The sequence below is a fragment of the Halorubrum sp. B52 genome, assembly GCF_059752555.1.
In genome coordinates, this window is the sequence record NZ_MWTG01000009.1 from 311,978 (window position 1) to 338,348 (window position 26,371).

At 67.9% G+C, this 26,371-nt stretch carries 29 protein-coding genes and 2 pseudogenes; 16 read left to right on the forward strand and 15 right to left on the reverse strand.

Features of this window, described 5'->3' with window-relative positions; all coding sequences use genetic code 11:
- Positions 1–14 precede the first annotated feature (14 nt).
- From B4V04_RS10135 to B4V04_RS10145, 3 genes are all read right to left on the reverse strand, one after another.
- Positions 15–413: a hypothetical protein gene (locus B4V04_RS10135; protein ID WP_498231317.1), complete on the reverse strand. Its 399-nt coding sequence runs from the start codon at positions 411–413 to the stop codon at positions 15–17.
- Entirely contained in the window at positions 410–1,228 is an 819-nt protein-coding gene (locus B4V04_RS10140; RefSeq protein WP_498231318.1) for a M99 family carboxypeptidase catalytic domain-containing protein, read from the reverse strand. Before B4V04_RS10140 ends, B4V04_RS10135 begins: the two co-directional genes overlap by 4 nt.
- 142 nt (positions 1,229–1,370) lie before the next feature.
- Entirely contained in the window at positions 1,371–1,655 is a 285-nt protein-coding gene (locus tag B4V04_RS10145; RefSeq protein ID WP_498231319.1) for a hypothetical protein, read from the reverse strand.
- Positions 1,656–1,801: 146 nt separating this feature from the next.
- Between B4V04_RS10145 and B4V04_RS10150 the strand changes: the two genes are divergently transcribed.
- Both B4V04_RS10150 and B4V04_RS10155 read left to right on the forward strand, forming a co-directional pair.
- Positions 1,802–2,686, forward strand: a complete 885-nt coding sequence (locus B4V04_RS10150) for a winged helix-turn-helix transcriptional regulator (protein WP_498231321.1) — start codon at positions 1,802–1,804, stop codon at positions 2,684–2,686.
- A gap of 27 nt (positions 2,687–2,713) precedes the next feature.
- Positions 2,714–3,835 (forward strand): sensor histidine kinase, encoded by a 1,122-nt coding sequence (locus B4V04_RS10155; protein ID WP_498231323.1) that lies wholly within the window; start codon positions 2,714–2,716, stop codon positions 3,833–3,835.
- A 205-nt stretch (positions 3,836–4,040) separates the two neighbouring features.
- Here the strand turns inward: B4V04_RS10155 and B4V04_RS10160 are convergent, their stop codons facing one another.
- Positions 4,041–4,484 (reverse strand): hypothetical protein, encoded by a 444-nt coding sequence (locus tag B4V04_RS10160; RefSeq protein WP_498231325.1) that lies wholly within the window; start codon positions 4,482–4,484, stop codon positions 4,041–4,043.
- Between the two features lie 583 nt (positions 4,485–5,067).
- Here B4V04_RS10160 and B4V04_RS10165 point away from each other — a divergent pair.
- Together B4V04_RS10165 and B4V04_RS10170 are read left to right on the forward strand one after the other, a co-directional pair.
- Positions 5,068–5,229 carry a hypothetical protein gene (locus B4V04_RS10165; protein ID WP_498231327.1) on the forward strand — a complete coding sequence of 54 codons (162 nt, stop codon included), beginning with the start codon at positions 5,068–5,070 and terminating at the stop codon, positions 5,227–5,229.
- A complete protein-coding gene (locus tag B4V04_RS10170; RefSeq protein WP_498231329.1) occupies positions 5,226–5,450 on the forward strand; it encodes a hypothetical protein in 225 nt (74 codons plus the stop codon). The genes B4V04_RS10165 and B4V04_RS10170 overlap by 4 nt, the downstream gene beginning before the upstream one ends.
- Positions 5,451–5,539: 89 nt before the next feature.
- Here the strand turns inward: B4V04_RS10170 and B4V04_RS10175 are convergent, their stop codons facing one another.
- Positions 5,540–5,836: a HalOD1 output domain-containing protein gene (locus B4V04_RS10175; protein WP_498231330.1), complete on the reverse strand. Its 297-nt coding sequence runs from the start codon at positions 5,834–5,836 to the stop codon at positions 5,540–5,542.
- A 216-nt stretch (positions 5,837–6,052) separates the two neighbouring features.
- Here B4V04_RS10175 and B4V04_RS10180 point away from each other — a divergent pair, with 216 nt between their 5' ends.
- The 3 genes and pseudogenes from B4V04_RS10180 to B4V04_RS10190 all read left to right on the forward strand — a co-directional run bounded on the left by B4V04_RS10180 (position 6,053) and on the right by B4V04_RS10190 (position 8,131).
- Entirely contained in the window at positions 6,053–6,538 is a 486-nt protein-coding gene (locus B4V04_RS10180) for a response regulator (protein ID WP_498231331.1), read from the forward strand.
- A gap of 127 nt (positions 6,539–6,665) precedes the next feature.
- Positions 6,666–6,995 (forward strand): annotated as a pseudogene (locus tag B4V04_RS10185) (sugar phosphate nucleotidyltransferase); the annotation flags it as partial.
- A gap of 476 nt (positions 6,996–7,471) precedes the next feature.
- Complete coding sequence (locus B4V04_RS10190) at positions 7,472–8,131, forward strand: DUF7344 domain-containing protein (RefSeq protein WP_498231333.1); 660 nt, start codon at positions 7,472–7,474, stop codon at positions 8,129–8,131.
- Between the two features lie 142 nt (positions 8,132–8,273).
- Here the strand turns inward: B4V04_RS10190 and B4V04_RS10195 are convergent, their stop codons facing one another.
- Positions 8,274–8,579, reverse strand: a complete 306-nt coding sequence (locus tag B4V04_RS10195; protein ID WP_498231334.1) for a GYD domain-containing protein — start codon at positions 8,577–8,579, stop codon at positions 8,274–8,276.
- Between the two features lie 844 nt (positions 8,580–9,423).
- Between B4V04_RS10195 and B4V04_RS10200 the strand changes: the two genes are divergently transcribed.
- Positions 9,424–10,614 (forward strand): helix-turn-helix transcriptional regulator, encoded by a 1,191-nt coding sequence (locus B4V04_RS10200; RefSeq protein ID WP_498231336.1) that lies wholly within the window; start codon positions 9,424–9,426, stop codon positions 10,612–10,614.
- A 166-nt stretch (positions 10,615–10,780) separates the two neighbouring features.
- Here the strand turns inward: B4V04_RS10200 and B4V04_RS10205 are convergent, their stop codons facing one another.
- Positions 10,781–10,969: a DUF7511 domain-containing protein gene (locus B4V04_RS10205; RefSeq protein WP_498231338.1), complete on the reverse strand. Its 189-nt coding sequence runs from the start codon at positions 10,967–10,969 to the stop codon at positions 10,781–10,783.
- Between the two features lie 136 nt (positions 10,970–11,105).
- Positions 11,106–11,414 carry a hypothetical protein gene (locus B4V04_RS10210; protein ID WP_498231340.1) on the reverse strand — a complete coding sequence of 103 codons (309 nt, stop codon included), beginning with the start codon at positions 11,412–11,414 and terminating at the stop codon, positions 11,106–11,108.
- Positions 11,415–11,726: 312 nt separating this feature from the next.
- Here B4V04_RS10210 and B4V04_RS10215 point away from each other — a divergent pair, with 312 nt between their 5' ends.
- Positions 11,727–12,617, forward strand: coding sequence for a hypothetical protein (locus B4V04_RS10215; protein WP_498231341.1), 891 nt, complete (start codon positions 11,727–11,729; stop codon positions 12,615–12,617).
- A gap of 573 nt (positions 12,618–13,190) precedes the next feature.
- Here B4V04_RS10215 and B4V04_RS10220 read toward each other — a convergent pair.
- Positions 13,191–13,376 carry a DUF1328 family protein gene (locus B4V04_RS10220; protein ID WP_498231343.1) on the reverse strand — a complete coding sequence of 62 codons (186 nt, stop codon included), beginning with the start codon at positions 13,374–13,376 and terminating at the stop codon, positions 13,191–13,193.
- A 396-nt stretch (positions 13,377–13,772) separates the two neighbouring features.
- Between B4V04_RS10220 and B4V04_RS10225 the strand changes: the two genes are divergently transcribed.
- Both B4V04_RS10225 and B4V04_RS10230 read left to right on the forward strand, forming a co-directional pair.
- Entirely contained in the window at positions 13,773–15,659 is a 1,887-nt protein-coding gene (locus B4V04_RS10225) for a sensor histidine kinase (protein WP_498231345.1), read from the forward strand.
- A pseudogene (locus tag B4V04_RS10230) lies at positions 15,643–16,173 on the forward strand (phosphoadenosine phosphosulfate reductase domain-containing protein); the annotation flags it as partial. The gene B4V04_RS10225 and the pseudogene B4V04_RS10230, both read left to right, overlap by 17 nt.
- Before the next feature lie 26 nt (positions 16,174–16,199).
- Here the strand turns inward: B4V04_RS10230 and B4V04_RS10235 are convergent.
- Complete coding sequence (locus tag B4V04_RS10235) at positions 16,200–17,375, reverse strand: alpha-D-ribose 1-methylphosphonate 5-triphosphate diphosphatase (RefSeq protein ID WP_498231347.1); 1,176 nt, start codon at positions 17,373–17,375, stop codon at positions 16,200–16,202.
- 1,127 nt (positions 17,376–18,502) lie between these two features.
- Here B4V04_RS10235 and B4V04_RS10240 point away from each other — a divergent pair.
- Complete coding sequence (locus B4V04_RS10240; RefSeq protein WP_498231348.1) at positions 18,503–19,345, forward strand: ubiquinol-cytochrome c reductase iron-sulfur subunit; 843 nt, start codon at positions 18,503–18,505, stop codon at positions 19,343–19,345.
- A gap of 112 nt (positions 19,346–19,457) precedes the next feature.
- Positions 19,458–19,832 (forward strand): DUF8113 family protein, encoded by a 375-nt coding sequence (locus tag B4V04_RS10245; protein WP_498231349.1) that lies wholly within the window; start codon positions 19,458–19,460, stop codon positions 19,830–19,832.
- 37 nt (positions 19,833–19,869) lie between these two features.
- On the opposite strand, the gene B4V04_RS10250 is transcribed toward B4V04_RS10245, so the two are convergent.
- The 4 genes from B4V04_RS10250 to B4V04_RS10265 all read right to left on the reverse strand — a co-directional run bounded on the left by B4V04_RS10250 (position 19,870) and on the right by B4V04_RS10265 (position 23,087).
- Positions 19,870–20,316 (reverse strand): DUF8060 family membrane protein, encoded by a 447-nt coding sequence (locus tag B4V04_RS10250; RefSeq protein ID WP_498231351.1) that lies wholly within the window; start codon positions 20,314–20,316, stop codon positions 19,870–19,872.
- The gene (locus tag B4V04_RS10255) at positions 20,313–21,326 is read right to left on the reverse strand and encodes a DUF7490 domain-containing protein (protein ID WP_498231352.1); all 1,014 of its coding nucleotides are present in this window, start codon (positions 21,324–21,326) and stop codon (positions 20,313–20,315) included. The genes B4V04_RS10250 and B4V04_RS10255 overlap by 4 nt, the downstream gene beginning before the upstream one ends.
- A gap of 84 nt (positions 21,327–21,410) precedes the next feature.
- Positions 21,411–21,941, reverse strand: a complete 531-nt coding sequence (locus B4V04_RS10260) for a DUF5817 domain-containing protein (protein WP_498231353.1) — start codon at positions 21,939–21,941, stop codon at positions 21,411–21,413.
- A gap of 348 nt (positions 21,942–22,289) precedes the next feature.
- Complete coding sequence (locus B4V04_RS10265) at positions 22,290–23,087, reverse strand: inositol monophosphatase family protein (protein ID WP_498231355.1); 798 nt, start codon at positions 23,085–23,087, stop codon at positions 22,290–22,292.
- 149 nt (positions 23,088–23,236) lie between these two features.
- Here B4V04_RS10265 and B4V04_RS10270 point away from each other — a divergent pair, with 149 nt between their 5' ends.
- Positions 23,237–23,494, forward strand: a complete 258-nt coding sequence (locus tag B4V04_RS10270) for a hypothetical protein (protein WP_498231356.1) — start codon at positions 23,237–23,239, stop codon at positions 23,492–23,494.
- A gap of 385 nt (positions 23,495–23,879) precedes the next feature.
- Here the strand turns inward: B4V04_RS10270 and B4V04_RS10275 are convergent, their stop codons facing one another.
- Positions 23,880–24,467, reverse strand: a complete 588-nt coding sequence (locus B4V04_RS10275) for a hypothetical protein (RefSeq protein WP_498231358.1) — start codon at positions 24,465–24,467, stop codon at positions 23,880–23,882.
- Positions 24,468–24,916: 449 nt separating this feature from the next.
- Here B4V04_RS10275 and B4V04_RS10280 point away from each other — a divergent pair, with 449 nt between their 5' ends.
- The gene (locus tag B4V04_RS10280; RefSeq protein ID WP_498231360.1) at positions 24,917–25,504 is read left to right on the forward strand and encodes a DUF7344 domain-containing protein; all 588 of its coding nucleotides are present in this window, start codon (positions 24,917–24,919) and stop codon (positions 25,502–25,504) included.
- Positions 25,501–26,367 (forward strand): hypothetical protein, encoded by an 867-nt coding sequence (locus B4V04_RS10285; RefSeq protein ID WP_498231361.1) that lies wholly within the window; start codon positions 25,501–25,503, stop codon positions 26,365–26,367. The genes B4V04_RS10280 and B4V04_RS10285 overlap by 4 nt, the downstream gene beginning before the upstream one ends.
- Positions 26,368–26,371: the final 4 nt, after the last annotated feature.

The window sequence follows — 26,371 nt, forward strand, 5'->3', positions numbered from 1 at the left end:
CGCGCACCGCGGTCTCACTCGCGGGCGGCGTCGTGGAGCCGGTCCGAGCCGCGCAGGCAGGCGCGACCGACGCCGGCCCCCGCGACGGCGACCCCGTAACTGCAGAGCAGGAACGGAGGCCAGTAGAGCCGGAACACGAACTGGGGGACGACGCGCTCCCCGACGACCGTGAGCGCGACGAACAGCGCGTATCCCGGCACGGCGAGCGGTGAGTGCAACCGCGCGTCGAGCGTCCCGAGGACCGGCGGCACCGTGAGCAGTGAAAAGAGGCACACCACGCCGGGTCCCGCGACGGCGACCCACCACGCGTCGCGGTCAGCCGTCGTGCCGCCGCGGTCCGCGATCGCGTCGTCACGGTCCGCTCCCGGCCCTCCGTCGCTCTCGCTCGTCACGTCGTCGCCTGCAGTCGTCATAACGCCGACCCCCGTCGTTCGATACCGTGCCGGGACAGCAACCGCTCGGCGATCAGCTCCGTCCACCGGACCTGCGTGTCGACGTCGAGGTAGAACTCCGTGAGCTCGACGAGCACGCCGGCGGTGTCGAGGTCCGCGCTCACCTTGTGAATCAACATGGGAGACGTCCCCCTCAGCGTGTTACCGCGCCGGAACCGGTGAGCCCACATCGACGCCGGGACCGCCGCCTCGTTCACGCGGTCGGCGACGGCGTCCGCGTCGCTCGTCGCGTCGCCGGCCGCGGTCGGAAACAGCGCCTGCCCGACCCACCGACCGTGCGTCCCGTAGATGCCCCGCGACCGGTGGAGGTCGACGACGACGTCCGGGTCCACGGCGGCGACGAGTTCCCAGAGGCTCCGCGCGAGCGGCGTCTCGGGCTCCCCGCCGATCGAGAACTGTCGGTTGAGGTCGCCGTCCGGACCTTCGCGCTCGTTCCGGCGAACGGCGACGACATTCGCCCACGGCACGACGACGACGGACCCGTCCGTCACCTGCCACTCCGCGATCCGTTCCGCGGCTCGGTAGCCGCTCACCTCGTTTCCGTGGACCCCGCCGACGACGACCGCCGTCGGCCCGCCGTCGCCGGAGCCGACCTCGAAGTAGGGGGTCTCCCGTCTCGTCCCCGGGCGCAGCGCTCCCGTCTCGACCGTCGTCTCCGCCGCCGGCGACGGCTGGCGCGGCCCGGGATCGCCGCCGGCCGTCGCGCCGAGCGTCGCGCCGGCCATCACGGAGCCCGCTACCGTCGCGCCCGCGGCGAGGACTGCCCGTCGTTTCATGTCCGGTTCACGATCCACAGACACGTTATTACGGCGATGGTAACCCCGGCGCGGCGGATCCGAACGGTCAGAGGAGGGGATCGACGACGAGTTCGCCGCTCCGAACGCTCTCCGGTAGCAGATCGCCGAGCAGGTGAGACGCTTACCCGACCGCGAAGCCGTCGGCCGCGGCGAGGCGGTCCGTGCGCCGCGCGACCGCGACGACGCCGGCGAGCAGCGGAACCGCGAGGAAGACCGAATGTCCGAGCGCGTATCCCGTGGCGAACACGTCGAACTCCCACGCGAGCGGCTTGTCGATCAGGTCCGGAGCGACGGCCGCGATCGCCATTGCGACCGTCGAGAGCGCGTCCGGTGGCTCCCCGCGCCTGACGTGTGCGTACACCGAGTAGAGCAGATAGCCGAACGCGACGTGTTCCCACGGCCACATCGGTCGCGGTTCGACCTCCCGCGGAAAAACTATGGCTCCGGTAATCCGGCTCCGAGCCGCGAGGTCGGAGATCGATTCGGGAGCGGGCGGATGCTCGGCCGCTTACCACCCGCATAATAAGACCGGTTACGGGGGAATTACCCGACGTGACGGGAGACGGAACCGACCGGGACGTCGAGCGGCTCACGGTGGCGATGAACGTCATCTCCAAGAAGTGGCACCCGGTCATCGTCCAGCGGCTGTTCGCCGACGGGCCGCTACGGTTCAGTGAACTCCAAGAGCGCCTCGACGGGATCTCGTCGAAGGTCCTCACCGAGAGCCTCGAGGAGTTGGTCAACAACGGGCTCCTCGACAGGACCGTCGTGAGCGAATCCCCGAAGCGGGTCGAGTACGCCCTGACCGACGACGGACGGGATCTGCAGTCGATCCTCTCCTCGCTGGCCGCTTGGGGGGAACGGTACCTCGACCCCGATCCGATCGTCCTCATCGTCGACGACGATCCGCGTCTCGTGAACATGTACGCCGGCTGGCTCGAGGAGGAGTACGAGGTCGTGCGGGCGTATCACGGAGAGAGCGCCCTCTCGAAGCTGTCCGAAGACGTCGACGTCGTGCTGCTCGACCGACGGATGCCGGGGATGCCCGGAGAGGAGGTCCTCGAACAGATACGCGACTGGGGGTTCGACACGCGGGTGATCATGCTCACCGCGATCACCCCCGACTTGGACATCCTCGACATGCCCTTCGACGCGTACCTCACGAAACCGGGGACGAAAGAACAGCTCACGCAGCTGGTCACGGACGTGTTGACGAGGGACTCCTACGACGACCGGACGCAGGAGTATCTGGTGTTGAACGCGAAGCGCGCGCTGCTCGAAAGCGAGTTCGCGGCGGGGGAGCTGGCGCGCGACGACCGATACGAACATCTGCTCGCCCGACTGGCGACGCTCGAGTCGGAGATCGACGATCCGACCGAGGGGCTCGACGACCCGGACCGGCTCGTCACGGCCCTGGAGCCGAACGGCGACTCATGACGCGGTTTTACCGTCTCACAACAACGTATGACTGACGAAACGGTTATGTCCGTGCTGCTGATCGAGGACAATCCCGCGGACGCGCGAATCCTCCGGGAGCAGTACAAAACGGCGAAGCGGACGGGGCTTTTCGAACGCATCCTCGACAGGAGCGGCTTCGAGAGCGTCGAGTTTACCCACGAGGAGACCGTCGACGGGGGAACGACACGCCTCCGCGAGGGGACGTACGACGTCGTCCTCCTCGACCTCCAGCTTCCCGACAGCGAAGGCGCCGAAACGGTCGACGCCGTCGTCGACGTCGACCCGAACGTTCCGATCGTGGTTCTGACGGGGATGCCCGAACAGCGGCTCGGCGGGGAAGCGGTCGCGAGGGGGGCGCAGGATTATCTGGTGAAGGGGGAGCTGACGCCCGAGATGGTGCTTCTGACCGTCCAGTACGCCATCGAACGGAAGAAGACGGAACGGACGCTCAGGAGACGCACGAACCAGCTCGCGATCCTGAACCGTCTCACCCGTCACGACGTTCGAAACGACGTCAGCCTCATCGTCGGTCGGGCTTCGGAGCTGACCGACCACGTCGACCCGCGCGGACAGTCGATCCTCGAGGAGATCAGACAGTCGGGCACCCACGTCCTCGAGCTGACGGACATGATCGGTGAGGCCCTGGACGCGATGGCCGACGATCGGGACTCGCTCGGCGACGTGGACCTCGAGGAGATCCTCAGCGACGAAGTCGAGAAAGCGACCCGCCTGTACGGGGGCGCGGAGGTGACGCTCGGGTCCGTCCCCGAGACGTCCGTCAAGGCGAACAGGCTGCTCTCGTCGGTCGTCGCGAACCTGATCAACAACGGGGTGCTGTACAACGACAAGGAGACGCCGACCGTTCACGTCGACGCGGTGGCCGACGGCGACACCGTCACGATCAGGGTCGCCGACAACGGGACGGGGATCCCGAAACACCATCGCGAGGCCGTCTTCGCCGAAAACACGAAAGGGGCCGAAAGCACCGGGCTCGGCGTGGGGCTGACGCTCGCCCACCGACTCGTCACGCAGTTCGGCGGCGAGATATCCATCGAGGACAACGACCCCGACGGAACGGTGTTCCTCGTTTCGCTGCGGCGGACCACCGACCCGTCCGGGGTCGCGTGAACGAGCCCGAGGCGTCTCGGGAGACTCGCCGCGATCCGCCTATCCGTCGAGGAAGCCGCTCTCCGACCTGCGGTGGCGTGGAACATCCGCCCCGCTATCGACGGAGACGTGACGGGGGCGTTGGATTCACCTCCGTCTACGAGCAGCGAGCTCCATTCTTCGAAAAATACCGATGGTTCTAGGCCGGTCCACGCCGTCGCGTCGGTTACCCGCTCGTCTCGCCGTCGGTTTCGTTGCCCGCCTCGCTGTCGGTTTCGTTGCCCGTTTCGCTGTCGGTTTCGTTGCCCATTTCGCCGTCCGTTTCGTTACCCGCTTCACCGTCCGTTTCGTTACCCGTTTCGCCGTCAGTTCCGTCGGTACCGCCGTCAGTTCCGTCCTCGGTACCGCCGTCAGTCCCGTCGGTACCGCCATCAGTTCCGTCATCGGTGCCACCGTCAGTCCCGTCGGTACCGCCGTCGGTTCCGTCGGTGCCACCATCTGTTCCGTCGGTACCGCCGTCGGTTCCGTCGGTTCCGGTACCGCCATCGGAGCCGCTTCCTGTCCCGTTCGAAGGTCCTTCCGGCTCGTCTGAACAGCCGGCGAGGCCGATTATTCCGGCCGCACCGACGATGCTAACGAACTTCCGGCGGTCGAGCTCTTTGCGTACCATGGGTTGTACCCCATCGAACCGTCCGTGCTCCGTCCACATTGCTACGAGTCAGATAAGGAAATAACCGAACTGTTAATCCGCAATGGCGCCGTGAAACCCGGTGTAACTGCGTGATACGACGGTTGAAACGGTCGATACTCCGAGACCGACCAGAGAGTCACGGGGCACCAGCGCTTTCCGCCGACGCGTTGCGGGCTCGCCGCCCGAATTAGCCGTTGCCGTACGTCGACGGCCGGCCGAACGGGCGCGGTTTCGCCCGTCTTACCGCGAGGTAACCGAACGAGTCACACGCGCGTTGTCAGAGATATATGTAGGTGGTCGCCTCGGGTTCTCGTACAGATGCGCAACAGCCGGATCCCGTCCGGACGTCCGCAGGTACAGCCCCCCGCCGAGCGCTCGGTCTCCACAGAGCCGTCAGAGGGCTTCTCGGCTCGGTCCACCGGCGACCGGGCACGCCGGACGGCGAGCCAGGTCCGTAAGCGGGACCGGGCGCGCGACGACGGGAGCCGCCGATCCTCCGTTCGGACCGTCGACGCGATGGCGCCGCACTTCGGGCCCGTTCTCGCGGCAGACGAGGTCACCGATGTCTGACTGCTCGGCGGACACCCGCCTCGTCGCCGCGAGGGAACTGCTGGTCGCGGTCGAACAGCGACACCCTCGCATGCCGTCGGAACAGCGGGCGCTCGTCCTTGAGGCGATCGAGCACGTCGATCGAGTGCGTCACGCCGCGGAGCACGGTCGATGACCGGCGAGGACGCCGTTGGCGGTCGGTCTCCCCCGTCCGATGAGACGAACATGAACTGGCCCGTCTTCAGCATCCGCCACACGTACTGTCCGGAAGACGTCGCTCCGCGAGTTTCCTTCGAGCCGAACGAACTGGTGATGTACGACGCGTCTTCCGAGATAGAGGGTCGCTGGATCTCCGCCTCCTACGGTTCTTACGTCCCGATATCCGACGTTCGGTGAGTCGGTGCACGGCCGCCGCGATCCGACGTCCGCGCGGACTCGACCGCCGTCGCCGTCGATCTCCTGAGGTTCGAGCCGGTCTGTAACCGCTATTCGATCACGAAGATAGCGCCGTCGGACCGCATTTTGAGCGTGAGGTCGGAGACGACGAGAGACAGCTGGGCGTCTTCGTCGCCGGCCTCCGACGTGAACAGCCGATCGAGCGCGTCGGGATCGACGATGCGCTGCATCCCCGCGTCGAACTGCTCCGGTCGTCGGTCCTTGACGATGGCGATCGCGTGCGTGAACCGCGTGAGTTCCTCCTCGTCGGCACGCCAGTCCGGCGGGAACCGGTGGACGTATCCGCCCCCTGACGGCGAAGGAGGCCCGCGATAGTTGGGATCCATACTCGGAACTTCGGTCCAGGTCTTGTTAATCTTTGCCACCTTGCAGGTAACCGCCGCGGTTGAGGTCGCGGTTACGCCCGCGATTCGGTATCGATCGACACCGATCTCGGAACGAATCCGACGAAACTGGCTGTAATCCACTCGAAATCATTCCCATAATTATAACCATACCACGTCTATCACCGAGCCGAGTCACGAGGGTGGCTGCTGGTCAACATGGACAAGGACACCACTCACTCCGGGACGGTGCTGATCGCAGAGCACCATTCGCCGACGATCCGGCTCCTCGAACTCGCGTTCGAGGAGATCGCACCGGAAGTCACCGTCGAGTTCGCGGACACGGGAATCGCCGCGATCGAACGGCTGGCGAGCGTCGAGGACGGGGCCGACCCTCCCGATCTCGTGCTTCTCGACCTCAACCTCCCGCTGAAGAGCGGGCACGACGTCCTCAGATGGCGTATGGCCTCCGACGACCTCGGCAGGATCCCCGTCGTCGTCGTCTCGGATACGTCGGATCCCGCCGCCGCACGCCTGTGTTACGATCTGAACGCCCAGGCGTTCATCAGTAAACCACAGGGGTGGGAGGGGTTCCTCGATCTCACGGCCGTGCTCGTGAAACACTGGTTCCAGTACGCGGAGAGCCCGGCCGTCCACTCCCCTTCCGATGACACGTCATCGGAATTCGAACCGACGGAGCGGTGAGATCACGGGTCGACGAAGATCACGGGTCGAGGACGGCGATCGCGTCTCCGGGGTCGCCTCGTCGACCGCGGCCGGACCCATTCGATCCCGGACAAGTATGAGCGCGACGCGACTACCGCGGCACCGAATGCAAGTCATCGTCCTAGCGGCCGGTCGCGGCACTCGGATGCGTCCCCTCACGGAGAACGTTCCGAAGCCGATGCCACCCGTGGGGTCGGAGCCGATGGCGGGACGCGTCGCGGACGCGGCCGTCGACGCCGGCGCGGAGCGGCTCGTCTTCGTGGTCGGCTACGAAGGGGAGTCCGTTCGGGAGCACTTCGGGTCGCGGTACGACGGGGTTCCGGTGACGCACGTCGAACAGGACGAGCTCCTCGGCACGGCGGACGCCGTGCGGGCCGCGGCCGATCGCGTGTCCGGTCGATTCGCCGTTCTCAACGGCGACAACGTGTCCGACGCCGAGGGCCGGCGGTCTCGGTTCCCTTCGCGACGCGCGCCTCGACGGGGCGAGCGTCGGTTCGCACGGGTCCCGGCGCGCGTGGAGCCCGCACGCGACGCGAGTTCGATCACCGTCCGAGAGTCTATGACCGGTCTCTCACCGGTCCGGGACGCGAGCCGACGCTCGTGCTCTTAGGTCGATCCAAACCGAGCGATCCGCTGTGGAATTACACCGATACTACTGTAATGGCGTCTCCTCTAACTGTTCACGGTGAAACCACGAGACGGAGCGGCCTCGTCCGGCGTCACCAACGTATCTTCGCGTATGTGTTCGCGAGACGAATTCGCGTATGTGTTCGCGAGACGAATCAGAGACGCAACCATACCGAGTTGACTGAAACTCGGTGAAAGGGTGAGAAATGTGGTGTAACCACCCGAAATTGTATCTCCCATTTATCTATCTGTGGATAATTGCGTCCACTCGAGGGTGAGCCACAGATGCAAGCAGCATCCAAATCCGAAGGGGACGAACCGACGGGATCGGAACCAGGGGCCGGCGGCGTGTCCGCCGAGTCGCTTCCGGGTATCGAGGAGGCTGACTCCGACTCTGAATCGCTCGAACTGGACGACGTGTTCCACGTCTTACAGAACGAGCGACGGCGAAACGTCCTCCGCTACCTGGACGACGTCGACGATGACGTCGTCGAGATGCGCGACATGGCCGTACAGATCGCCGCGTTGGAGAACGACACGACGGTACAGAAGCTGCACTCGGACCAGCGCCAGCGCGTGTACATCGCGCTGTATCAGTCCCACCTGCCGAAGCTGGACAGCTTGGGGCTCATCGACTACAACAAACCGCGCGGCTACGTCGAGCCCCGACCCCGGCTCGATCGGGTCCAGCGGTACTTGAACTCGGGACCGCCCGGAGAGAGTCCACCGGAGGGGGAGTCCGCGTCCGCGGAGGAGAGCGAGCGGCGCAAGACGGTCCTCGGGGCCGCGGGCGGCGCCGCGCTCGCGGTGGCCGCCGGCTGGGTCGGCGTGCTGACGACCTTCCTCTCGGGGATCGCCGTCGCGACGGGCGTGCTCGCGATGTTCGTAGCCGCGACGGCGTACACGTACCGCTCCGCACTCGTGCCGTCGCCCGCCGAGAACTGAACGGCGATCGATACCCGCCGAGAACCGAACGGCGACCGACACCCGCCGAGCGACGACTCTTTGTTTCGGGAGCGATCTGACACGGGGAGGGCCGAACGGCGGTATCCGATGCGGTAGTCCGGGGGCCGGTCGCCGCCCCGACTCAGAGGTCCTCGACGAGCTCGCCGAACGCCTCGGTCGGGACCACCTCCATCGACTGGACGTCGAGGCCGTGGCGCTCCATGATCAGCGAGGCCTTGAAACAGACGTCCCGGGTCGGTGCGTCCAGCAAGACGAGGAAGTCGTGTTCGCCGAGGACCGCGTACGAGTCCGTGACCTCGGCACCGACCTCCGTACACTCTTTCCGTATCGGTCCCCAGATCGCGGCGAGCTCCTGGGGGTTCTGCACGTCCGCCGTCCGGATGTCCGCGAGGAGCGCGTACTCCGTGAACTCGTTCTGCTGTGGCATCACCCCATCTCGACGGTCCCGAGAGTAAGTTATGAGTTCGTTAATTCGCCGGCTGTCGTCCCGACCCGGACGGCCGCATCCGTCGCTCTCGCGTCGCGGCCACGTCCCGGAGCGACGAGCGCCAGATCGGGGTCCGACGCGTTCGGGCCCCCGATGTCCCGTCCGCGGAAACTCGGGCCGTTACGTCAGACGTAACCGACCGCCGGGCCGCCTCCCGAGTCGCCCACGGCCGCCTGAGGAGTGTCATAATAATACGGACGGGCGACGACACCCGCCCAGATGGGACTTTCTGAAACGAACGAGGCCCGCGATTCCCTCGGAGGCGACGTCTCCGTTCTCGTCTCTTCCCCTCCTCCGGTGCTCCCGGCGTCCCGCGTCTCTCGGGGCGCGTTCAGTGACTATCCGCGGACGGCGGGTGGACCCCCGGTCGACGCGGTGGGGGCCGAGGAGAATCGCTCGCTCGCGGGGGCGGCGAACTCACGCCGTACCGACGCCTCCCCGGATCGACGCCCGACGACAGGGATGCTTCGCGTCGCGTTCGACGGCGGTCGGTTCCGTCGTCGGTCGAGTCGTCCCGCGACAGCGCGCGGCGGTATCGCCGGGGGAAACATTAATTTAGGCCCAACGACCTACCTCGAACAGACGAAAACGTTCGTCGTAGAGCCCACTCGAACTGATCCCACTGACCACACGTGAACACGCATTATCCCCGAACACGCAGCACCCCCGCTCTGTCCCGCACTCAGGCCGCTTTCGAACGCGCCGCGGCCACGTGCACCGTTCCTCGGTCGAGCGCGCGGGCAACGACGTCGATCGTCCGCCGTGGGCCGCGGGGTCTGAGACCATGAGCGGGGCCGGCGAGTTCGGGCGATCCGCCGTCGTTTCCCTCCTTCTCGTCGCGGTCGTGTGTTCCGGCGCGGCGGCCGGCATCGGGCAGGCGTCGCTGGCGGGAGGCGCGACCTCGGGGACTGCCCAGGACGTGACTTCGGGGACCGCCCAGGTCGACTCGGGCGGCGCAGCGATCCAGAACGTGACGCTCGAGGGCCCCGGTTACAACGAGTCGCAGTACGAGACGATCGACGACCACCCCGGCCCCCCGTTCGTCTGGCAGGAGGAGGAGCTCCGCTTGAACGTCACCGTCGCGTCTCACAACGACAGCGGGTCGTTCGACCTCTGTGGACGGGGGTTCAGCGAGAGCGAGAACTCATCGGTCTCGTTCGACTGCGAGGCTGTCGAGCTCTCCGCCGACTCCACCCGGAACGTCCTCCTCTCCACCGATTCTTGGCCGGACAACGCGACCGGGAACCACACCGTCCTCCTGGAGCTGTCCGACCCGGGCCTCAGCGACGACCAAGTCGTCGACCAAACGACCTTTCAGGTGAGAGTGATCGAGAAGGAGGGCGATCTCACCGGAGACGGGCTCACGAACGCGGAGGAGTTCGAGCACGGGACGGACATCACGACACCCGACACGGATGGTGACGGATTGACCGACTGGGAGGAGGTGAAAACGTACGGAACGAACCCGCTGGTGCGGGACACGACGGGCGACGGCGTCAACGACGCGACGCTCGTTCGGTTGGGACTCGATCCGACCGAGCCGTACCTCCTCCACCGGTACGTGGCCGCGGCGCTCCTCGCCCTGATCGCGATCGCTTGGGCGGGCGTGCTGACGGTCCGCAGATACGGGGGCGAGGAGGCGAGCGCGAGCGGGGGATCCGATGCGCCGGACGCCGACGGCGCCGGGGCGGATCAGCCCGCTGCCGACGGGGAGGCCGGGGAGGAGCGGCCGCCGATCGACGAGTCGATCCTGACGAACGAGGAGGTCGTCTGCCGGCTGCTCGACCGGAACGAGGGGCGAATGCGACAGACCGAGATCATCGAGTCGACGGAGTGGTCGAAGGCGAAGGTGAGCCGCGTGCTGTCGGACCTGGAGGAAGAGGGGGTCGTCAGCCGAGTCCGGATCGGTCGCGAAAACGTCGTGGACCTGCAATCCGACGAGGGCGACGTCGAGCTCTCGAACCGCCGGGAGTAGCGAGCAAACCGGCATCGACGAATCGGACGACCGCCGGAACGGACACCCGACGGAACGGTCGCCGATTCGGACACCGCGAACCCGCGAATCGGTGGGCGACCTCGCCGAACTCGGCCGGCGGGCGGTCGCGCTCGCACCGAGCGGTCGCGCCGCGGTCTGCGCCGGGTCACCGCACCTCGTCGAGCGAGACGAACCAGTCGCCCCGAGCGGAGACCCACGCCGTTCCCTCGTCCCCGTCCGCCTCGGAGCGGGAACGGAAGATGATGCACTCGTCCGGCTCGTCGTCGTGCTCCAGGATCTCGGCGACGGTATCGGTCGCCGCGTACTCCGTCGTCGGACTCGGTCGGTGGACCATCACGTCCCGACGATCGGCTCGGGAGCCATTAACTATCGAGGGGCTATCCGCGACGAAACAGTACTAAGCGTCAACATAAAACACGGGATATCTCAGGCGCGTCGCGTCGGCGGGGACCGTCGGCGAACGGGCGGGCTCACCGATCGGCCACCGACTCGGGGAACTCGACCGGCGGATCGAACTCCTCGCGGAGGTGCTGGTCGGTGAGCAACCGCTCGGCGTAACCGACGTTCTCGGCGATGCTGGACGTCACTCGCTCGGTGTACGGCAGGTCCGCCTCGCCCCACAGTCCGGGGTGGGTGAGGAGCTGTACCCGCTCCGCCAGCCGCGCGTCGAAGGGGTGGCTCTCGCGCCAGCGCTGCCCGGAGTCGGCCACGTACGTCGCCTCGGAGAAGTATCGCGGCTCGTACGTGGTCTCGAGCCCGTCGAACGACCGGTCGATCACCCACTCGGGCGGACAGTGGGATGACCATGGTGTTCGACCTGAACGAGAATCGGGACCTCCAAGAGATCGGCGGGGGACCGGAGCAAGGCCGAAGCGACGAGTGAGCGTCGCCGGTTCCCGTTGGTTCGACGGCCGTCGCTCCCTCTCCCCTCTGTCGCTCTCTCCCCGCCGTCGAACCCGCCGGCTCTCTCCCTGCTCCCGACGGCTCTCTCACCGTGCGTCCGCCCGCTTAATCGGCGGTAACCGCCCCAGTTACTGTCCTGTTAGTGATTGCTTTTGTAGTCGGGAGGCGTCTGTCGATGCGAGAACACGATGGCGGACCAACCCGAAGGCGAGACCCAGCCCGAAGGCGAGACGGAGAGTCGGTCGCGGCGGTCGGTGCTCCGCTCTCTCGGGGGCGTCGGCGCGGCCCTGATCGGCGGCGTCGGGAGCGCGGTCGCCGGCGGCGTCGGAACGTACCGACGCGGCCGGGCGTCCGAGAACGGCGGCGGCGACGGGATCCCGGACGAGCTGAAGCGGTCGGAGGCGTTTCACGACCGGCTCGCCGACCGCTTCGGCGCCGACTCGTTCGAGGGGCTGGAGGTCGGCCGGGCGGACCTCCTCGTCGACGCGAGATACGTCGGGAACGCGACGGTGGACGAGTCCGTCAAGCGGCGCCTGGAGACGCTGTTCCGCGACAACGGCATCCACATGCAGTGGCTCGACCACCCGGACCGGATCGACGAAGGGCGTTTCCTCGAGGCGTACGGGAACGACGTGCACAGCATTCTCTGGGCCGGGGAGAGCTTCTACGCCCGCGAGGTCGAGGCCGATCTGAAAAACGTCGCCTTCCAGCTCGTCGTCGTTCCGGGGCGGCGCGAACCGCCGCACGTGGGGCGCGTCTACTGCCACCTCTCCGACGGTTTGCGCGATCGGTGGAACAACGGGTGGGTCAACGGGATGAATGCCGGGAACAGGGCCGTCGTCGGCCACCGCGAGTCGCCCCGCGAACAGGCGCGGCTCGCCCTCCACGAGATCGCTCACCTCGTTCTCTGCCACGACGACGACCCGGCGAACACCGGGGAGATGGGGACCCAGCAGCGGCTCGACCTCACCGACGACGAGTGGGCGGCGCTGCGGAACGGTCTCGACGCGGTCCGGGACACCACGGGCTACGACGTCGCCTTCCGCCGGTGCTCGTGGAAGGAGTACGCGCCCGTGTAGCCGTCGACACGCCGCCCGGCCGTCCGCCTCCCCGCGCCGCCGTCGCGACGCTCCTTTCGGGTCGCCGGCGGGGACCGCGGTCGAAGGCGCGAGACGATAGGGTATCGGACGCGCGGAGTCGACGGGACTTTCGAGCAAAAAGCAGGAGGGTGTCGGTAGCGGCGGATGTGCGCGGATCCTGTGACTCTTCCCCCCTTTCGGAGCGGCAGGGTACTCAACTCCGATCGGCCGTGCCGGAAGTGTCGTCCACTTCGGCATCGAACGCTACGCCCGGCACCAGTATTATTATCGGTGTGGTAAACGCCGGAGTCACGGGCTCCGCTCCGGGAGTCGGGAGCTCGCGACCGAAGCCGCGGGGTTCCACCCGCCAGTCGGCGAACGCGCGGCTCACCGGCGACAGCGCGGACCGGCCTGAGCGGCGAGTCAAGGGCACGCGCGAGTCGGACGCGACCGAGTCGGGCCGGTCGTCCGCTCGCGGCGACGACCGTCACTGCACGACAGCCGTGTGGTCTCGTGGGAACCGGTACCTCGACCACTCGAGTGAAGAAGGGGTTCGAGCGGCCGCGAGGGGGATCAGAGGAGCAGCGAAACGACGAAGAGAACGAGGAACACCAGCACGAGGATCTTCGCGATGCGCATCGAGACCCCCGCCACGCCTCGCAGTCCGACCACCGCGGCCAGGACGGCGAGAACGAAGAAGACCAGCGCGATCTCGAGGAACCCGCCCGTCTGTAACGTCACGACGTCGGCGTAGCGCATCAACGGACCGACCTCCGCGTTCGATCGACGCTCGAATCCCTCGGCTCGCTCTCCGTCAGTGGTTGGCGCATGGCTCCAAATCGCGCCGGTGGCCCTTGTTTATCAGTCAGGTAATTCGTCCCGATCCGCGACGACCGGGCCCGCAGTTCCGCCGCCGCGCAGCTCGGCGCCCCCGCGCCGCTCGCCGGGCCGCCGCGCCGGCCGACGATCGCGCGGGGCCAGTTCCGCGATCGAAGCGACGGCCGCCAGTCAGTTCGGCTTCGGGACACGAGCGCGCACCGCGGAAGGCTTATCCTTATCTAACGGCGGTGTCTCCACACATGGTGTGCGTCCCGTCCGCGCGGACGGGATCGTCGGGCCGTCCGATCTGTCACCACTGCCAAGACACGACGACAGATGAACGAAACGGTGTTGTACGTCGGTACGGACGCCGAAGCGCTGCGAAGGAGTATCGACGACCGGGAGCCGGCGGACCGTCCCAACGTCTTCGCGACGACGAGCGTGAGCGACGCGGTCGACCGACTCGTCGACGGCCGGTTCGATCGGTTACTGCTCGGTTCCGGCACGGAGGCGCGCGACGTTCGGGTGCTGCTCCGGCTGGCGGACGCCGATCCGTCGCTGACGACGCTCGCTCACCGAGCGGTGAACGACTCGCTCGCCGGCGATCTGACCGCGCTGGTCGACGGGGCGTTCGATCCGGACGACCCCGAGTCGAACGGACCGCTCGCGGCCGTCGGTGACCCCGCCGACGGAACGGCGGCCGGGCCGGTTTCCGGGGAGCGATCGACCGCGCCCAGCGGCGGTGACCACGGGTCCCTCCGGGGGTCCGCGGACAGGATCGCGTGCGTCGATCGGAACGGGACGTACCTCTGGGTGAACGACCCCATGGCCGACAGTATCGACGGACCGGACGCGGATGGCGACGGACCGGACGCGGACGTCGTCGGCCGTTCGTTGCGGGACGCTCCGCCGGACGGTTTCGCCGCCGACCTGCCGGAGCTCCTGGCGCACGCGGTTCGGACCGGAACCGAACGGCGCACGGTGGTCTCGGAGGGCCCCTCGTCGCGCTCGGTCACGGTCCGTCCGATCGACGAGGACCGGTTCCTGCTGTTCGAAGAGCCCCACGAACCCGACTTCGCGTTCGACGGGAGGTACCTCGACCGGCTCAGCGACCTGGTTTTCGTCGTCGACTTCGACGGCACGCTCGTGAACTGGAACGAGGCCGTCTCCGAGGTCACCGGCTACAGCGACGTCGAACTCGGCGAGTTGAGCGCGTTCCAGCTGTTCGACCGCGACGATCGCGAACGCGTCGTCGAGGCCATCGAGGTGGTTCGGTCGGACGGCGAACACTCGATCGAACTCCAGCTGGTCACGAACGAGGGCGAGGAGGTTCCGTATCAGTTCTCCGCCTCGCTCGTCGAGGACGACGCCGGAAACCCGCTGTACGTCTGTGGGATCGGACGCGACATCACCGAGCGGGTCGAGATGCAAGCGGCGATCGAGTCCGTCGTCGACGAGCTCAAGCAGTCGAACGACGAGCTGGAGCGCTTCGCGTACGTCGCCTCCCACGACCTCAAGGAGCCGCTCCGGACGGTACAGAGCTTCCTCAGGCTGTTGGAAAACCGCTACGCGGACGAACTCGGCGACGACGGGACGGAGTACGTCGAGTTCGCGGTCGACGGCGCGGTCAGGATGTCGTCGATGATCGACGACCTGCTCGAATACTCCCGCGTCGGCAGCGATATGTCCTTCGAGACGGTCGACACCGAGGCCGTGTTCGAGGAAGTGACGAGGAACCTCTGGTTGGCGATCGACGAGTCCGACGCGGAGCTCACCGCCGGGTCGCTTCCGACGGTCGCGGCGGACCGGACGCTCGTCGTCCAGCTGTTCCAGAACCTCGTGGATAACGCGATAACGCACGCCGACGATCGGCCGCGGATCCACGTCACCGCGGAACCCGCCGGAGAGATGGTTCGGTTCGCGGTGGCGGACGAAAACGAGGGGATGACCGAGGCGGAGACGGAGGGGATCTTCGAGCTCTTCTCCAGCGGCCACGACGAGGCGGGGACCGGAATCGGACTGGCGACGTGCAAGAAGATCGTCGAGAGCCACGGGGGGTCCATCGGCGTCGAGTCGGAGGCGGGGACCGGCTCCGAGTTCCACTTCACGCTCCCGAAAACCCCGCCTTCGGACGGTGAGCGGGGAGACGTCACCGCGGTAGCCGCGGACGCAGCCGGGTCGGCCGACCCGTCGAGCTCGGGCGACGATGACACGCGGCCCTGAGAATGCCCGATTTAGGGGCCGCCTCATAATATGCGTCGGCCCTGTGAACCCGAACGGTGTGACACGGACCCCGGAGCGCGCGGACGTCGACTACGGCGACGGCGAGACCGAACGTCCCGCCGACTATCCGACGCTCGGCGACAAGGCGGACAAGGCGTTCGAGGTGGCTCGCCGGACGCTCGAAGCGTACGACGACCCGGCGGTCGTCTGGACCGGCGACAGGGACTCCACGCTGACGCTCTATCTCGTCCGGGCGGTCGCCGACCGACACGGGTACGACCGACCGCCGGCGGTGTTTCTCGACCACTTTCAGCACTTCCCGGACGTCGTGGCGTTCGTGGAGCGGTGGGCGGACGAGTGGGGGATCGACCTCCGCGTGGCCCGCAACGAGGACGTGGCGGCCGACGCGGCCGAGCCGGGCGACGAGGTCCGCGTCGAGGACCTGAACGAAGCGAACCGCCGTCGCGTTCGGGACGCGCTCAAATACGACGGCGAGACGTTCCCGTTCCTCCTTCGCGGCTCGCGCGTCGGAAGCTCCGCTCAGGCGGTCGGAACGCGCTCGCGGGCGGTGTCGGGGCGGGTCGTTCGCACCGCCTCCCGCCCGCCGACGTACACGCGTTCGACGGTGGGAGTCGGGTCGGGATCGACGACGAGCACGTCGGCGCGGGCGCCCTTCCGGAGGCAGCCGCGGTCGTAGAGCCCCACGGCCTCCGCGGGATTGACAGTGACTCGGGCGACTCGGTCGGCCAGCGGTTCGCCGGTGTCGACGAACGGGGCCTTCAGCAGCGACCGCGGGTGGTAGTCCGTACAGAGGGCGTCGACGACGCCGGCGTCGACGGCCTCCCGCGCGCTCAGGTTCCCCCAGAGGCTCCCGCCGCGCACGAGGTTCGGGGCGCCCATCGTCGTCGCGCTCCCGTGTTCCTCCGCGGCTCGCTCCGCGGCCGCTAGCGTCACCGGGAACTCGCTGATCGACGCGCCCATCGCGGCCATTCTGTCGACCGCCTCGGGCGAGTCGTCGTCGTGGGACGCCAGCGGAACTCCCCGATCGCGGGCGATGGCCGCCACCCGACCGGCGTACTCGGCGCGCTGCCGCGTCGACGTGTTCCGGCGCCGGACCGCGAGCGCCGCGGCCGTCTCCCGCGTGCAGTCCCGCTGTTCGACGTAGTGATCGCTGAACTCCTCCTCGTCGAACTGCGCGCCGTCCGGGGCGTGATGCATCACGGAGACGAGGTCGACGGGGACCTCTTCGAGGAGCGATTCGACGGCCCCGACGCTCTCCTCCGAGAGCTCGCACCGCGCGTGGATCCGGTTGTCGCCCAGCGTCTCCTCCGCGTCGGCGATCGCCCGGCTCAGGTCGGTCGCGTCGGCGATCGAGCGGTCCTCCGACGGCGTCTCCTCGAACGCGATCGCGTGGAACTTCGTCGTGATCCCGGCCGAGACGTTCCCGCGGTCGGCGGCGATCACGGCCTCTCGCGCGTCGACGCGCGCGCCAGAACGCGGATACAGTTCGTCCTCGACGTCGTCTCCGTGGAGGTCGATGAGCCCGGGCATCACCACGTTCCCGTCGGCGTCGACCGCCGTCGCCCCGGAGACCGGTTCCGTCCCGGCGCGGCCCACTTCGGCGATGCGACGGTCCGCGAGGACGACGCGTCCGCCCTCGATGACGCCGTTTGGGGTCACGATCCGGCCGTCCCGGATCTCGACGAGTTCGGTCATCGGCTCTCCCCGGTCGCCGGCGCGTCAGCCCGGTTCGTTCGTCGGTACATATCCCGACCTTGGATCGGCACTCTCTTTATTAATCACTCACTCAGCCGCGTGAAAGTTGGCGCAATTCAGCGATCGGAGCGACTAAAACGCGGTTCACGCGGTCGTAACTGAAACCTCCGAGAGAAATCCACGGCCGCTTCGGTCCGCACATCCGATTCGCTCGGTGCGGTTTACGCGCGCCGAAACCCCCGAATCCGACGGAAGCGCGTCGGTCGCACTCGACGTGACCGTCAGTCGGCTCGCGGCCGGCGGGCGGCCCGATCGGTTAGGCTTGCGGTACAATCGCACGGATCAGTCGGCTCATCCCCTCTCGGATCGTCGCCGTCGACGGCGGCGTCCCTCGGACCGGCCTTTGTCCGACGGGACGGTCGTTCGGAATCGCGCTTCGACGGTTTCCGGATCGCCGTCTATAAATTACTTAAAATTGGTACTTCCTATCTTTTTATTTTTTGTATACATATTTGACGGCGCGGCTGTCCCCAGCCGCTTCGTGTCGGAACCGGGGTCCGTGACGGTGACCCGTCGCGTGGCGTCACGGAACCTCACCGACGTGGGGGGGCGTCTCGTCCACCCGCCGTTTCCACGGAGTCGATACCAAGCGCCCGGGAGAGGCCCGTGACGTCCACCAAAAGCGCCCGAATTAGAGCCTTTCTCCGACGCGTTCCTCGGCTGGGGATCGCCGGCGGCGTACCGCCGGCGACGCCGATCGTCGATCCGGATCGCGGTTTCACCGACCGCGACGTGATCCGGACGCCGTCGGCCCGTGGTTAGCGGCCGGTGTCCCGAACTCGCCTGTGAACGGTCGCTCGGCTCGGTTGGACGTCATACACCTCGAAAATAAATATTATCTCAAGAAATGATATTTAGATCGCGCGGAGGCGGCTTCCGCGTCTCGTCGGGTCGCACGGTGTCCCCTCGCTCAGCGACTCCGATCGTCTCCGAGCGCCGTCTCCGCCGGGCGGCCGATTTAGGGCCGGCATTCGGAGGCTCCGCCGTCTCGGTCTTCGATCCCCCCGTCCGAACAGTTGCGTGGGCGGTTCGTCACCCTTTTTACCGATCCATCCCGAACCACGCGTATGAGTAAGTCCGACAAGTATCCGGCCGAGTCCGGTCGGCGGCGCTTCGTCAAGGGCGTCGTCGGGGGCGCGGCCCTCGCGGGCGTCGGGGCGATGGGGTCGGCGACCGTGAACACGCTGACGACCGCCGGTGGGGTCGGCGGCGGGGCGACGGTCGCGACGACGATCGCGAAGACCGGCGGCCCGGCGCCGCGCGGGCTCCCGCAGATCCCCTTGCAGGTGACCGACGACGGGTACATCGAGGGCATCTGGCCCGAGACGACGACGGTCACGCAGGAGGGCCAAGAGATCCAGATCGCACAACAGGACCTCGGCGGGAAGACGTACTCCGGCGAGTGGTTCCAGTACTGCGGCGTCGAGTCGCAGGCGAACATCGCGCCCGACTTCGAGTCGGACAACCTGTTCCGCGCCGCGCCCGGGAAGTACGACTGGCAGGACGAGACGTACGACGCGGGCGAGCGGATCCACGTCGACGACTTCTCGGACTACGACACGTGGGGCAACGGGATCGGCGACGACGGCGTCGGGAAGCCGGCCTCGGTCACGTGGCGGTCCGAGGACGCCGACACCAACCTGAACGCGATCGTCATCCGCTCGCCGCGGATCGAGGAGGCCGTCGCGAACTCGAACGGCGAGTGGCTCGAGGCGTCCACCGACCAGGGGTTCATCGCGTACCTCAACGTCTGTACGCACTTCTGCTGTATCCCCGACTACAAGGTGTTAGAGGAGTCCGCCCGGTACGACGCCGCGAACGGGACCTACTGCGTCTGCCACCAGTCGACGTACGACCCGTTCACGCTCGAGGAGGCGCTGTTCATCGCCCGCCCGCGCCCGAGCGAGTAACCCGCCGTTCGACCGCCGATCGCTCCGCGGCTTCGTCGGTTCCCGCGTTGCGGTTCTCTCCTTCTGTCGTTCGAACGCCGCGCTTTTGACTCGGCTCCGCGTACGGTCGTTCATGAGCGACGACGACGAGACGGCCGCCGACGAATCTTCTTCTAACGACGGCGAGTCCATCGCCGGCGAGACCCCCGACGAGGGGGCGTTCGCCGTCAAACTCGCCCGCGCCCGAGACCTGCTCGATAGCGACGATATCGAGGCGGTGCACGTCGGCATCATCCGCGACGGTGAGGTCGACACGACGTTCGCACAGCGGGCGGAAGACGAGCCCGAGGGCGAGGGGCTCCGTGCGATCGCACTGCTCGCGGCGCACGTCCGACTGGTCTCGAACGTGGCCGGCGTCGAGCCTTCCACGGTCGCCGGCGACGCGGCGACGCTCGCCGGACAGGTGGATCGGATCCCCGCCGACACGGACGACCTCCCGGAGGAGTGAGGCGTCGCGGCGGCGCGCATTCGACCCGCCGTCCCGACTACTCGTTCGCCCGGATGCGCGAGAGCTGGTGGGCCACGCCGGCGAGCGCGACGAAGAGGATCGCGAGGTTGAACGCCGCGAGCGCGATCGGCTGGTAGGCCGGATCGAGCCACGTCCGGATCGCGGCGCCGGTCTGGCTGTAGAACCCCCACCCGGCGATCAGCGCGAGCAGGACCAGCGCGGCGAGGCCGACCCGGTCGAGGATCCCGCGGAGGCGGCCGGTCGGGAGCCGGCCGATCCCGCGGTCGGTCGATCCGTTCGGGCGGGTCGACCGGTCGGGGTCGTCGTCCGTCGATTCGGCGGCCGCGCCGGTGGCCGCGGTCGGTTCGCCCGTCTCGGTCGCGTCGTCGTCGGTGTCGGTCATGGGTTGGGTCGCGGGTCGGTCGTCGTCGCGGTCGGTGTTCGGTCCCGTCTCGTCCGGCGCGGGTCGGTCCTCGCCCGTCACGGTCGCCTCCGCGCGTACAGCGCCGCGGCGAGGAGCGCGGCGAGCGCGACCACCGGGCCGAAGCCGGGCGTGCCGTCGTCGGTGCTCCCGTCGTCGCGGGGCCTCTCGCCGTCGGCCCCGTCGGCACCGTCGCCACCGCCGCCCGCGAAGTCCTCGACGGAGAACTCCACCTCCTCGACGCTCTCGTCGGCGGAGATCGTCTCGCGGGGATTCAGGTTGGCGACGCCCTGCGTCTCGTCGATGAGGACGTCGTCGCTCCACAGCGCCGCGTCGACGTAGTAGTTGTAGTTCGCGGGCACCTCGACCGTCACCGTCACCGTGTCCGTCCGACCGGGGCGGACGGACCCGACGGTCTCGCGGGCCTCGTCGGCGATCACGTTCGACTCGGCCTGCCGCATCAACAGGCGGAGATCGAGGGGCTCGGACGCCTCGTCGCCGCGGTTGGTCACGGAGACGGAGACCGACAGCGTCGCGGTCGCGTTGTCGGCCTCCCGCACGCTCACCGCGACTGTCGGCCAGACGTTCCCCTCGGTGAAGCCGACGCGAGAGTCGGCGTAGTCGGGCGTGAGCGCGGCCACGCCGCCGACGCGGGTCGTCCGGCTCTCCCGTCGCTCCCCGTCGACGAAGACGACGGTCTCGATCCGGTAGCCGCCAGCGCGCTCCACGTCGACGGAGCCGTTGATCGTCCGCTCGCCGCCGCCGTCGACGTCGCCGACGTCGACCGTCGTCTCGTCGACGAGCAGCCCCGAGTCGGCGCCGATCGCGCGGTGGCGCACGGTGACGTTCTCGACGGTCGGCCCGCGGTGCCGGAGGTCGACCCCGAGCCGAAGCTCGGCCGTCTCGCCGCGGACCTCGCCCGGCGACACGACGATGCCGGCGATACGCACGTCGCCGGGGCGCTCGTTCTCCTCGCGGGGATCGTCGAGCGCGTCCGGCGCGGCGACGACCCCGACCGCGCTCACGACGAGCACCGCGGCCGCGGCCGCCAGGAGGGCAGTTCGCGTGTCCATACGTCGCACGTCAGACCGGCGATATAAGTGCTTTGTCGAGTTCGGGGTCGCCGGACGGCGACGTCGATTGCCCCCGCGGCCGGCTCACAACACCCTGTACCGCCCCCGCGACTCCGAGAGCTCGCCCCGCCGCGTCAGCCTCGTCAGGATCTCGCGGGCCTTCTCGGCGGGGACGCCGCGCTCGCTCGCGTGCGCGACGACGTTCCCCTCGGTCGGCTCCTCGACCGCCTCGACCGCGTCGCGGACGATCTCGGTCCGGGTGCGCGAGGCCGGCCCGCCGCCCTCGGCGCGGGCGCCCGCCTCGTCGACGGCGTCGGCGTCGATCCCGCTCGCCTCGAGGTACTCCCGGTCGTCGACCCCGGCGTCGTCGACGGCGCGTTCGAGCTCCGAGACGTGGTCGATCTCGGCGAACGCGGCGCTCTCGTCGCGCTTCTTCGCGAGCAGCGCGGCCCGGGCCTCACGGGCAGCCGCCCGGTCCTCGGACTCGTAAAAGCGCTTGAGCTTCGCCGTCCGGTGCGTCTTCCCGCAGCGCGGGCAGTTGGCGCTGTCGCTGGTCCGGGGGTCGGCGAGGAGCCACATGGCCGCGCACTCGTTACAGCCGACGACCGCGTACATGTCTCGGGGTTCGTCGGGACCGGATTTGAACCCTCGGCTATACGTCGTTGACGAGGCGGGGAACTCCTCCAAATCCCCAACGGCTCGGCTGTACGTGAACGACGGCTTCCCGGTGAACACCTCCAAAGCCCCAGTCGCGCTCGGCTCCCACAGCTCGCTGCGGTCCTCGGTCGCTACGCTCCCTGCGGTCCTTGCGTCGCTGGGGTTCGCCGAGCGCGACTGCCCCTTTGAGTCCCACCCCGCACAGTACCGCACCTCACGCCTCCCCAGCCTCGTCGCACGCGCGGTTCGCGCCCGGTGGGCGCTCACCGGCGCGCGCCACCGCATCTCGTTTATAAATAATCGCGCTTAGTCCAAATTCTCGATCTCGCGCGCGGCGGCGAGCACCTCGTCGTGGAGCGTCCCGTTCGAGGCGACGAGGCCGGTCGAGTCGTGTCGCCAGCGGTTCCCCTCCAGGTCGGTGACGCGCCCGCCGGCCTGCCGGATCATGAAAACCCCACCGACCGAGTCCCACGGGTTCGCTCGGAGGTTCGAGACGACGCCTTCGAGGCCGCCCGCGGCGACGGTGGGGAGCACGACCTGCGCGGCGCCGAACCGGCGCATGTCGGCGAACCGCCGAACGATCGCTTCGCAGGCGTCGGCGTACTCGTCGCGGGAGTCGTGGTCCCACCAGAGCGTCGGGTCGACGGCGGCCCGGCGCGGGTCGGCGACGTCGTTGACCGCGATCGGGTCGCCGTTGCGGTACGCCCCGTCGCCGTCGGCGGTGTACACGTCGCCGAGCGCGGGGCAGACCGTGGCGGCCGCGACCGGCTCGCCGTCGACGACCGCCGCGACCGCGGTGCCCCACACGCGGATGTCCCGGACGTAGTTGTGCGTCCCGTCGATGGGGTCGATCACCCACGACGCGCCTTCCTCGGGGACGGTCTTGCGCTCCTCGCCCTCCTCGCCGACGACCGCGTCGTCCGGGAACGACTCGCGGATCGACTCGATCACTGTGCGCTGGGCGGCCCGGTCGGCCTCCGTCACCACGTCGTCCTCGCCCTTGCTCTCGACGGCGATGTCGCTCCGGAAGTGGTCGTGCGCCACGCGGCCGCCCGCCCGCGCCGCGCGCTCGGCGACGGCCGCGCGCTCGCCTGCCTCGGTCATGGGCGCTCTGCGGCGCCCCGACGCGTATAAACGTCGATCCGCGCTCCGAGTTCCACGGCTCTCCCCCGCGGAAGCGCGACCGTCGCGAGAGTATTAACTCAATTCCGAATCCGAGTACACTTAAGTACGACGGATGCGATCACCCGTGTATGGAACCAGAGGAAGCGGTTCGTCAGCTCGAGTACGCGATCGACGCCGCCCTCGACGAGACCGGACAGCGCGCGGCCGCCGGCTACCGGCCGACGTTCGAGCGCGTCGCCGAGCGCGCCGACGGCGCGGCCGTGTACGACCTCGCCTGCGACCTCGCCGACGAGGTCGTCGCCGGCAACCGGGTCACCCCGGCCGAGGCGGACGCGACCGCCGAGCGCGTGCTCGACGACTGGGCGTACACCGACGGCGGGGCGTAGGCGACCCGCTTGATCGCGGTCGTCCGTCCTTTTTTCTCCCAGCCCTCCCCTTTCTCTTACCTCGTCTAGTCTGCTGACTGCGCCGCTGCGAGAGCGTCAGATCGAAGGTATTCGGCCTCGGAAGTCGTCGTTTCGTGGGTCAAAGAGCGACCGGGGGCGTTTCCTTCGGTCGCGGTCACCGCGGTGCGTGTCGCACTAGGATGGGACCGCGAGGACGATCCCGGCGGGTACGTGAAAGTTCGTCTAATTCCGGGATGACAGGAGTAGCGAGGGCCCACCTGGAGGTACCGAAACAGTCAGTCTTCGATGACTGAATCCCTCATCCTCTAACTCACTGCGACCAAAATATCTCGTACCGCTGTTAACTGCTACTGCTCCCGCTACGTCACGATGAGTTGCTCCCGTACGGACCGTCTTCGTCCGTAACGGCGAACGTGATCTCTCCGCCCGGCAGGCCGCTCCTGTCGCGCGCATCAATCGCCACACCGACCTTCGTGGAGCCGCCCGAGTCTAGGCCTCCGCCGCTCGCGTTGGTGGTATCGTATCCTCCGAAGTCGTCCCAGCTGGGGTAGAAGCTGTCTTCGGGGTAGTTGCCGCTGTACTCCTCGTAGACTTCCTTCGGAACGAAGTGCCACCGATCCGGATTGGCCAGTCCTGACTTGTCGATAGTGATATCGAGGTCGTTGGGGCCGTTGTTCACCATTCTGAACACCCCATCGAACGTCGAAACGGAGTCCGCGTTAATACCAGCGCCACCGTTGCCGTTCGCAGCGAAATCCAACTTGAGTTCTTTGCCGTCCATATCGGCGTACGCTGACGTGTCCTCTAAGCCGAGATATGCACTTCCGTCACCCACCACATTGACATTGACACTCCGAGTGGCCTCGACACTCGCAAACGCACCTGTCCCCGTTGCAGCTGCCCCGCCGGCAGCGAGCGATCCCAGACCGATCACGAATTTGCGTCGTTCCATGTCGTATCTCACCTGTGTTCTCGCACCCCCGCAGCCCGGGCGTCCGGGCCGGGAGCGCTTGGATAACACATACGGGTGGTGGTACTTCGTTATGATATTCTCGACATGTTCACGTGCGCTCCTCGTTGCGTGACGTGCGCGCCTCGATACGCCGCGGGCGCTCCTCGTCTCCGCATCGTGGCAACTCTGAGACACCGATAAAGAGCTCCTAACTCGTTTCAGGAAGCGGCTTCGGTAATCAACGACCCCCTGAAGATCCGGTCGGAGATGCGTACCGGATTCGGTTTTCCCTCGTCTGACCGACGATCTGCCCCTGTTCGTGACAGGAAAATTTCATTGATAGGTTAACTATCCTACCTATTTATGGTAGTTTCCCTCACACGCTACAAACGAAAACCGCCGGTTCGAAGAGGGGGATCCGCCGGCGTCGAACGAGGGTGTTCACATCGATGCTATCTACCGCTGCCACGACGAACGGATCGAGCCGAAACGGGGGTGAACTGTCCGAGGACGAGGTCTTCGAGGTGCTGTCGAACAGGCGGCGTCGCTTCGTCATCCACGCGCTCAAGCACACCGAGGAGCCGCTCCACGTCTCCGAGCTCTCCACGCACGTCACCGCGTGGGAGCGCGACGTCGACCCGGAGGAGGTCCGGTACGAGGACCGCCGAAACGTGTACAGCACGCTCCGGCGCACGCACCTCCCGAAGTTAGAGGAGAAGAACGTGGTGACGGTCGACGAGGAGGAGAACCTCGTCGAGCCGACGCCCGAGCTGGAGGAGCTCGACATCTACGTCGAGGTGCTCCGCAGCAAGGAGATCCCGTGGAGCCTCTACTACGTCGGGCTCGCGGGCGTCGCCGTCTCTCTCCTGATCGCCGTCGCCGCGGGGGCGCCGGGGTTCGCCGGGTTCGAAGCGCTCGACGTGGGGGCGTTCACCGCGACCGCCTTCGGTATCTCCGCCGCCGCCCACCACGTCGTCGGCCGCCGAGCGCGCCTCGGCGACACGGAGAAACCGCCGGAGCTCCGCACCCGAGAATGAGCACTGCCAGTCTGTCACCGACGCGACGCGTGAGCGCCATCCGCACGCTGAGCCTCGTGCTCGCGTTCACCGCGGCGGTCGGGCTCGTCTTCGGCACCGCGGGGTTCACCGCGATGGAGGCCGACCGCGGGCTCGCGGTCAACGTGACCGACGACGCGAGCGCGTACCTCGGCTACGAGCCGCTCGCCGACGAGGTCCGCGACGGGGAGCCCGCGCCCGTCGTCGAGTACCGCAACCGGTTCGGCACCGACCTCGACGAGTTCGACGTCGACGTCTCGATCGCGGACCCCGGAGCGACGGACGCGACGATCGAGTCGGTCGACCCGCCCTCGTCTCTCGATCGGGAGAGCGCGGCCGCGGTCGACGTCACGCTGCGCTGCCCCGATCGAGAGACGGTCCCGCTCGCGTTCGAGGTCGACGCGAACGGCGCCGGCGTCGGCGTCTCGCTGAACCGCACCCACGCCGTGACCTGCGTGCCGACGGGGCCGACGGTGACTGGCGTCACGTACAGCGGCGTGGGGAACGCACACGTCGAGACGAACGGGGCGGACGGGACCGTCGAGGCGACCGTCTGGCTCACGGCGGCGAATCCGGGGAGCGGCGGTCCCGAGGGAGCGATCCGTTCCGTGACGGTCGAGGACCTGAACACCTCGAACCCCGTGCGGCCGCAGCTCCCCGACGTATCGAACGAGCGCGTGGCGGCCGTCGAGTTCCGGGATCGGGGCGTCGCCTACTTCCACCCGGGATGGAACGGGGCGGAACACGCCGACCCGAGCGCGGGAGACGGGGTCGAATCCGGGGACGTTCCGCTGAACGCCGAGACCGTGTCGAACACCTCCGTCGTCGACGAAAACGACGACTGATCGC

Bases quoted from the DNA above. Each gene is read 5' to 3' on its own strand.
- B4V04_RS10135 (WP_498231317.1), bottom strand. From the start codon at position 413: ATGACGACTGCAGGCGACGACGTGACGAGCGAGAGCGACGGAGGGCCG.
- B4V04_RS10285 (WP_498231361.1), top strand. From the start codon at position 25,501: ATGAGCACTGCCAGTCTGTCACCGACGCGACGCGTGAGCGCCATCCGC.
- B4V04_RS10160 (WP_498231325.1), bottom strand. From the start codon at position 4,484: ATGGTACGCAAAGAGCTCGACCGCCGGAAGTTCGTTAGCATCGTCGGT.
- B4V04_RS10145 (WP_498231319.1), bottom strand. From the start codon at position 1,655: ATGTGGCCGTGGGAACACGTCGCGTTCGGCTATCTGCTCTACTCGGTG.
- B4V04_RS10155 (WP_498231323.1), top strand. From the start codon at position 2,714: ATGACTGACGAAACGGTTATGTCCGTGCTGCTGATCGAGGACAATCCC.
- B4V04_RS10215 (WP_498231341.1), top strand. From the start codon at position 11,727: ATGGCGGACCAACCCGAAGGCGAGACCCAGCCCGAAGGCGAGACGGAG.
- B4V04_RS10140 (WP_498231318.1), bottom strand. From the start codon at position 1,228: ATGAAACGACGGGCAGTCCTCGCCGCGGGCGCGACGGTAGCGGGCTCC.
- B4V04_RS10225 (WP_498231345.1), top strand. From the start codon at position 13,773: ATGAACGAAACGGTGTTGTACGTCGGTACGGACGCCGAAGCGCTGCGA.
- B4V04_RS10255 (WP_498231352.1), bottom strand. From the start codon at position 21,326: ATGGACACGCGAACTGCCCTCCTGGCGGCCGCGGCCGCGGTGCTCGTC.
- B4V04_RS10200 (WP_498231336.1), top strand. From the start codon at position 9,424: ATGAGCGGGGCCGGCGAGTTCGGGCGATCCGCCGTCGTTTCCCTCCTT.
- B4V04_RS10245 (WP_498231349.1), top strand. From the start codon at position 19,458: ATGAGCGACGACGACGAGACGGCCGCCGACGAATCTTCTTCTAACGAC.
- B4V04_RS10175 (WP_498231330.1), bottom strand. From the start codon at position 5,836: ATGGATCCCAACTATCGCGGGCCTCCTTCGCCGTCAGGGGGCGGATAC.
- B4V04_RS10280 (WP_498231360.1), top strand. From the start codon at position 24,917: ATGCTATCTACCGCTGCCACGACGAACGGATCGAGCCGAAACGGGGGT.
- B4V04_RS10235 (WP_498231347.1), bottom strand. From the start codon at position 17,375: ATGACCGAACTCGTCGAGATCCGGGACGGCCGGATCGTGACCCCAAAC.
- B4V04_RS10265 (WP_498231355.1), bottom strand. From the start codon at position 23,087: ATGACCGAGGCAGGCGAGCGCGCGGCCGTCGCCGAGCGCGCGGCGCGG.
- B4V04_RS10205 (WP_498231338.1), bottom strand. From the start codon at position 10,969: ATGGTCCACCGACCGAGTCCGACGACGGAGTACGCGGCGACCGATACC.
- B4V04_RS10195 (WP_498231334.1), bottom strand. From the start codon at position 8,579: ATGCCACAGCAGAACGAGTTCACGGAGTACGCGCTCCTCGCGGACATC.
- B4V04_RS10270 (WP_498231356.1), top strand. From the start codon at position 23,237: ATGGAACCAGAGGAAGCGGTTCGTCAGCTCGAGTACGCGATCGACGCC.
- B4V04_RS10220 (WP_498231343.1), bottom strand. From the start codon at position 13,376: ATGCGCTACGCCGACGTCGTGACGTTACAGACGGGCGGGTTCCTCGAG.
- B4V04_RS10190 (WP_498231333.1), top strand. From the start codon at position 7,472: ATGCAAGCAGCATCCAAATCCGAAGGGGACGAACCGACGGGATCGGAA.
- B4V04_RS10275 (WP_498231358.1), bottom strand. From the start codon at position 24,467: ATGGAACGACGCAAATTCGTGATCGGTCTGGGATCGCTCGCTGCCGGC.
- B4V04_RS10240 (WP_498231348.1), top strand. From the start codon at position 18,503: ATGAGTAAGTCCGACAAGTATCCGGCCGAGTCCGGTCGGCGGCGCTTC.
- B4V04_RS10170 (WP_498231329.1), top strand. From the start codon at position 5,226: ATGACCGGCGAGGACGCCGTTGGCGGTCGGTCTCCCCCGTCCGATGAG.
- B4V04_RS10165 (WP_498231327.1), top strand. From the start codon at position 5,068: ATGTCTGACTGCTCGGCGGACACCCGCCTCGTCGCCGCGAGGGAACTG.
- B4V04_RS10260 (WP_498231353.1), bottom strand. From the start codon at position 21,941: ATGTACGCGGTCGTCGGCTGTAACGAGTGCGCGGCCATGTGGCTCCTC.
- B4V04_RS10180 (WP_498231331.1), top strand. From the start codon at position 6,053: ATGGACAAGGACACCACTCACTCCGGGACGGTGCTGATCGCAGAGCAC.